This is a genomic window from Bifidobacterium apicola (assembly GCF_042846865.1).
GTDB lineage: Bacteria > Actinomycetota > Actinomycetes > Actinomycetales > Bifidobacteriaceae > Bombiscardovia > Bombiscardovia apicola.
In genome coordinates, this window is record NZ_BAAFQQ010000002.1 from 1 (window position 1) to 5,352 (window position 5,352).

The following is a 5,352-nucleotide window of genomic DNA, read 5'->3' on the forward strand; positions in this document are numbered from 1 at the left end:
TCGAACAGGAACGGGCACCCCTGCAAGACCCCTATTAACAACCCGACCTATTAACAACCACCCAACACGCTTACAGCCACAAGGCCAAACCCCCAACATAAACAACGCGTTTAGTTCCTATAGCCCTATAATGGTGTAACGGTGGTGCTACTGTCACCGTTGATGTAATAACTCAAGAATGATAGTTAGGCCTATCTATCAGTGCAGTATTCCAGTTTTAGCTGGGTTGTCAGAGGTGCCATGGCTGACACCGCTGACTTCGTTATTGGTTATCAAGGATGAATTGACTCAACAAACGGAAAGGGGCTTATGATGAAAGCTCTGAACACTATCAAAAGTAGGTTGTGCTCGCCAGCGTTGCTGTTCCACTTGCGCTGTCTATGGGAGTCGCCATGGTTCCCAGTCAGGCGATGGCTGCAGAGCCTGTGGATACCGCTTCGACATCTATCGTGAGTCAAGTCACCGATTCGCTGACTCCGAGGGATGTGCTGGAGATAGCGGATACCGCATGGGAAAACGGTGATTATGAAGGTGCTGGCATCCTGACCGAGTATGCATTCTCGATGCATGATGGCACTGCCGGTAATGGCTTCCAATCGAGGAATTGGGCTACGACGATCGCCAAGAAAGCTGTCATTAAGCTTCTGCGCTGGGGAGGTTCCAAGCTTCCTGCCAAGATTGCTCCGTGGGCCGGTCGGATTGCAGACTTCCTGGAAGCCACCGGCGTCTGGACTCATGCCGCTATCGTCTCAGGTTTGATGCAGCTGGGCATCCCTTACGATATTGCTGAATACACGGCGACATGGGTTGATTTGTTCCTCTGATTCATGGAGAGAGGGGTGAGCGATGAGTGACCGTGGACGATCAGACCATGTAACGGTTTCGGATGCGATTACCGGTGTTGGTTTTTTCGGAACTGTGTTGTTGGGTTTTGTCTTTCCTTTTGCGGTCGGCATTGGTGTCACTTATCGCTTGCTCCCTTTCGGTGGCGTTCGTTCCTGGGTGCATGGGTGGCGTGGGGTTTTGGGTACCATCGTTATCTTTCTGTTGTGGTTCTTTGGTACCTACATAACTGATGCGTTGGTGGATGTGTTGTTTAGCATGAGCAGTCACAAGGTCTTGAAGAAGCTTGTTAGCGAAGTTGTGAGTTTTGTGTTTCTCATGGGGTTGATGGCCTTGGCCTTCAGCAGGTGGGAAGCCATGGCGCTCTCATCTTTGATAACTGAGGTTCTCACCATTCTCATCTCCCTACTCGTCATTCATGCCGTTGATGCTGCAGACAAGCATGATTAATCTAAAAAACGATCATTCCTAGGGAATGAAGCGGATTCGAGTGCCCCTTTTATGGGGCGGGAGAAACGCATCGGACGCGGAGAGGTCTCCTCCTTGGTTTGGGAGGAGACCTCTTCGGTTTGGTTGTGTGTGGTGTTAGTCGTCGGTGGGGTTGATGTTCTTACTGAGGGCCAGGGCGATGAGCGCTGCGAGGTTGTTGGTTCGGTCGAGGGTGAGGGCTTGGACCATGTATGAGCTGGCTTGGTCGGGGTCGCGGGCGGCCCAGGCCAGGTAGGCTCTGGAGGCGCTGAGGTGTGGGGTGGGGCCGACGGCGGCGGTGAGCTGGTCGAAGAGGTTGTAGGCTCTGTCGGCGCGTTCCTGGTTGACGGGGGTCCGGCCTTCGAAGCAGGTGGTGAGGCTGGTGAAGATGAGTTTGACGGCGGCGGGGTCGTGGGGTTGTTCGGTGATGGTGGTCAGGTCGTCTCGGGTGGTGTCGGGGTTGATGGCGGCGACCAGGAGCGCGTCGCGGTGCGGCAGTGAGGTTTCTATCAGCGCGGCCATGCGGGTGAGCCGGTCGTGTCCTATGGCTTCGGGCTGGTGGGTGCCGTCGAGTATGCGCATGATGCTGTCGAGGGCCTGTCGGCCTGCGGTGAGCATGAGTTGGGGGTCCTGGCTCAGTTGCTTGACGTCGTCCTGGAGGCTGGTTGTGGTGTTCATGGGTGTTCCTTTCCTTGGTGCCGGGACTGTTTGTGCCGACGCCTGGAATGGCGGCCCGGGTATAGCGGAGAGTCAAGCCCCCGCGTGGATCCGAACACTCCCCCGGAGGCCGAGGGGGCATGCTGTTCGGCCCCCTCGGCCGGAGCGGGGTGTGGGCGGAGACGCTCGGGGCTTGAGTCGCAGCGGCCCGGGCCAGAATGGAAGGGGGCGGCACAAACACCACATTCCCAACCCCTTCAGCAGCACGCCGCAGGCGTGCGACAGCGGCGGCCAGACATCAAGGCGCAGCCGCCGATGACCACAACCCCGGCCGAGCCGAGCATGGAAAAAGGGACCCCGTTGAGGGGTCCCTTGATGATGTTGCCCTGATGGGTCAGGCCATCTGGCTTCGGAGTCCTGGGTAGTGGTGTGCCAGGTATTCGGCGGTGGCTTGGCGGATCAGTGCCGATAGGTTGGTGCCTTCTGTTTTGACGGCGGCTTCGGCCCATTGGTCCAGGGCCGGGGTGGTGCGTACCTGCCAGGTTTTGCTGGTGGGTTGTTTGAGTTCGTCGCGGGGGCGGCCGGCGAAGATGGAGAGCAGGTCGTCGTCGGTCAGGGGGCCGGCGTCGTAGCCCCGGTATACCCGGGTGCCTTCGATGGGTGTGAATTGGCCGGCGTCGGCCATGCGGTCGAGTGCTTCGGCGTGTGCTGCCCTGTCGGCGGGTGTCTGTGTGTTGGTCATGGTCTGGCTCCTTGTTGGTTGTGTCTATTGGTATCTGAGATGTTGCCACCGGCTGGTCAGCGGCATGGCGTGGAAGGCGTGGAGCTGGCCGTCCTGCCATTTGCTGACGATGACTTCGAGCAGGTTGTCGGGTAGGGCCCCGGGGTGTGGCTGGCCGACGAAGACCACCGTCATCTCGTCGCCGTAGCCCTCGATTTGTTCGTGGCCTATGGAGTGGAGGACCGCGTGCCTGATTTCGTCGTCGGCGCAGCCGTGCTTGCGGGCTGATTGCTCTATCTCGATCTCCATGATCATGAGTGTAGTACAAATTGCACATACAAACCAGTCGTGCGTTCCTCGCGTTGCGGTCTGGCTGTCCGAACGCGGGGCGTTCGACGATGCCGATTCCACCCCGTGGGGTGGCGCGAGGCATCGCTGCGCCGCCGCCGGCTGCGGGGTTCATTCACTCTTTGGTGTCCTCCTCCTGGTCGCCGTCGTCTGTTTCATCTTCGTTCCCTTCGTTGTCTTCCTCTTCAGGTCGGGGCACCAGGTCGCCGTCGAGACCGGATTGCTCTTCGTCGCTGATGGCGTAGCCTGCGGTTTGGAGGGCACGGTAGAGGGGTTTGAGCAGGCCGTCTATGTCGTCTTGGCTGCGCCAGGTCTCGTGGTTGATCTGTGTCTCCATGATGGCGTGGCACAGGGCGAAGGCCGTCTGGGTGCGGCGACTCTCGTCAAGGTCGGCCTTTTGCGCCAGCTCGGCTTCCTGGTCCTGGACGATGGCGCGCCATGTGTCCCGCACCTGGTCCCGGCTGACCCACCAGGTGCGTTGGCTCGCTTGGGCGATGACCAGCATGGACAGGGCCTGGGACTGGTTTTTGGCGGGGCGTTTGAGGGACATGAGCCGTTGCGTGTAGGCCAGCCGCAGGTCGTGGCTTGCCGTGTCCAGTTGCTTGGCCGGTGCGATTTCGGCTTCTTGTTCGGCTTGCCACCTGGCCAGGTCATCCTCTCTTTGCCGGCGTTCGTCCTCCTGGTCCTGTTGGGTGTATGGCTCCAGCAGGGTGATTTTGACGCGCCACTGTCCGCCACGGTCGAGCAGTCCGGCGGCCGTGGGTTTGTCGCCTTCCCATTCCTCCAGCCATGTGTCGAGGGCCTGCTTGGGGTCGGGGTCGGTATCCGGGGAGAATCGGGCGATGGTGCGCCAACCTTCCGGGTCAGACCAGGATTGTGATGGTGTCAGCGGCACGATGGGCAGCCCGGCCTGCTTGATGGCTTCCTGGGCCTGTTCGATCCACTTGTCCAGCGACCGTTTGGCCTGGACCTGGTGCAGTGTCATGTTCCAGTTGTTGGTGCCTGCGGCTTTGATGAGCTGGTCTTGCAGGCCTTCGTCGTCGCGGAAGTCGGCTATCGTCTCCAATTCCTCGAAGCTCAGCTGGGATGGCAGCGCGAGTATTTTCTCGTCGTCGATGGACGATATTTTGAGCCGTCGCTGCACGGTGCTGCGGCTGCGGCCAGTGGCTTTGGCCATCTGGTCCACGTCTTCGCCAAGGTCCAGGAGGTGGGCGTATCCGCGTGCCTCGTCCAGGGCGGTGAGCTGGTCACGGTGTATGTTCTCTACCAGCATCACCTCCGCCTGGGTCTGCTCGTCCATGTCGGTGATGATACAGGGCACGGTTGCAAGGCCGGCCTGCTCGGCGGCCGCCAGCCGCCGGTGTCCGATGACCAGGGTGTGCCGCCCCTCCTGGTTCGCCGGTGTGACGACCAGGGCCTGCTGTATGCCTTGGGACGCGATGCTCATGGCCAGCTCCGACACGTCTCCTATCTCGCTTCGGGGGTTGGCGTCGTTGGGCCTGATGGCGTCGATGGGCAGCATGGTCACTGTGGTTGTGGTGTTCATGGGTGTTCCTTTCCTTGGTGCCGGGACTGTTTGTGCCGACGCCTGGAATGGCGGCCCGGGTATAGCGGAGAGTCAAGCCCCCGCGTGGATCCGAACACTCCCCCGGAGGCCGAGGGGGCATGCTGTTCGGCCCCCTCGGCCGGAGCGGGGTGTGGGCGGAGACGCTCGGGGCTTGAGTCGCAGCGGCCCGGGCCAGAATGGAAGGGGGCGGCACAAACACCACATTCCCAACCCCTTCAGCAGCACGCCGCAGGCGTGCGACAGCGGCGGCCAGACATCAAGGCGCAGCCGCCGATGACCACAACCCCGGCCGAGCCGACCAGTTTTATGTTTGCCGATTGAAGGGTGATCTGCAGTAGCTCATGATAGAAGAAAGACCATCCGATAAGAAATGTGTTTATATTGTGAAGCTTTATCTTGATGAAGCTTTCTAACTGATATCCCGAGTATATTAAAGCTTGTTAGAAGCCGCCACTGCCTCTATCATATTTATATGATATGCACACTAGGGCGGCACTTTTTTATCTAAAGGGGTGTAACTGAGATGGACACCGCTCGTATTCCTTACCCTTCGCATCCTTATCAGAGCTCAGCCAATCTAGCCTCTATGCTGATACAGAACGGTCTCTCCGGCATCAGGGGCTATAGGAACTAAACGCGTTGTTTTAGGTTCTGTGTGTGGGTTTGGTTGTGTGTTGGTCAGAGTGTGGTGTTGGGGTATCTGACTGGTGTGTGGAACTCGTTCCAGTTGATGGCGGTGCCGTAGTGT

At 59.2% G+C, this 5,352-nt stretch carries 6 protein-coding genes; 2 read left to right on the forward strand and 4 right to left on the reverse strand.

Annotation, left to right across the window (positions count from 1 at the left end; translation table 11 throughout):
* Positions 1–344 precede the first annotated feature (344 nt).
* Both ACGG9J_RS08285 and ACGG9J_RS08290 read left to right on the forward strand, forming a co-directional pair.
* Positions 345–824: a hypothetical protein gene (locus ACGG9J_RS08285; RefSeq protein ID WP_390135361.1), complete on the forward strand. Its 480-nt coding sequence runs from the start codon at positions 345–347 to the stop codon at positions 822–824.
* A 22-nt stretch (positions 825–846) separates the two neighbouring features.
* Positions 847–1,293: a hypothetical protein gene (locus ACGG9J_RS08290; protein WP_015022033.1), complete on the forward strand. Its 447-nt coding sequence runs from the start codon at positions 847–849 to the stop codon at positions 1,291–1,293.
* A gap of 135 nt (positions 1,294–1,428) precedes the next feature.
* On the opposite strand, the gene ACGG9J_RS08295 is transcribed toward ACGG9J_RS08290, so the two are convergent.
* The 4 genes from ACGG9J_RS08295 to ACGG9J_RS08310 form a co-directional block, all read right to left on the reverse strand.
* Entirely contained in the window at positions 1,429–1,989 is a 561-nt protein-coding gene (locus tag ACGG9J_RS08295; RefSeq protein WP_015022034.1) for a hypothetical protein, read from the reverse strand.
* Between the two features lie 373 nt (positions 1,990–2,362).
* Entirely contained in the window at positions 2,363–2,710 is a 348-nt protein-coding gene (locus ACGG9J_RS08300) for a hypothetical protein (RefSeq protein WP_015022035.1), read from the reverse strand.
* A 24-nt stretch (positions 2,711–2,734) separates the two neighbouring features.
* On the reverse strand, positions 2,735–3,004 hold the full coding sequence (locus tag ACGG9J_RS08305; RefSeq protein WP_390135362.1) for a hypothetical protein: 270 nt from the start codon (positions 3,002–3,004) through the stop codon (positions 2,735–2,737).
* A 148-nt stretch (positions 3,005–3,152) separates the two neighbouring features.
* A complete protein-coding gene (locus tag ACGG9J_RS08310; protein WP_015022037.1) occupies positions 3,153–4,583 on the reverse strand; it encodes a ParB/RepB/Spo0J family partition protein in 1,431 nt (476 codons plus the stop codon).
* Positions 4,584–5,352 lie beyond the last annotated feature (769 nt).

What these genes read in the sequence shown, in the direction of transcription:
- ACGG9J_RS08290 (WP_015022033.1), top strand. Translation starts at nt 847, where the DNA reads ATGAGTGACCGTGGACGATCAGACCATGTAACGGTTTCGGATGCGATT.
- ACGG9J_RS08295 (WP_015022034.1), bottom strand. Translation starts at nt 1,989, where the DNA reads ATGAACACCACAACCAGCCTCCAGGACGACGTCAAGCAACTGAGCCAG.
- ACGG9J_RS08300 (WP_015022035.1), bottom strand. Translation starts at nt 2,710, where the DNA reads ATGACCAACACACAGACACCCGCCGACAGGGCAGCACACGCCGAAGCA.
- ACGG9J_RS08305 (WP_390135362.1), bottom strand. Translation starts at nt 3,004, where the DNA reads ATGATCATGGAGATCGAGATAGAGCAATCAGCCCGCAAGCACGGCTGC.
- ACGG9J_RS08310 (WP_015022037.1), bottom strand. Translation starts at nt 4,583, where the DNA reads ATGAACACCACAACCACAGTGACCATGCTGCCCATCGACGCCATCAGG.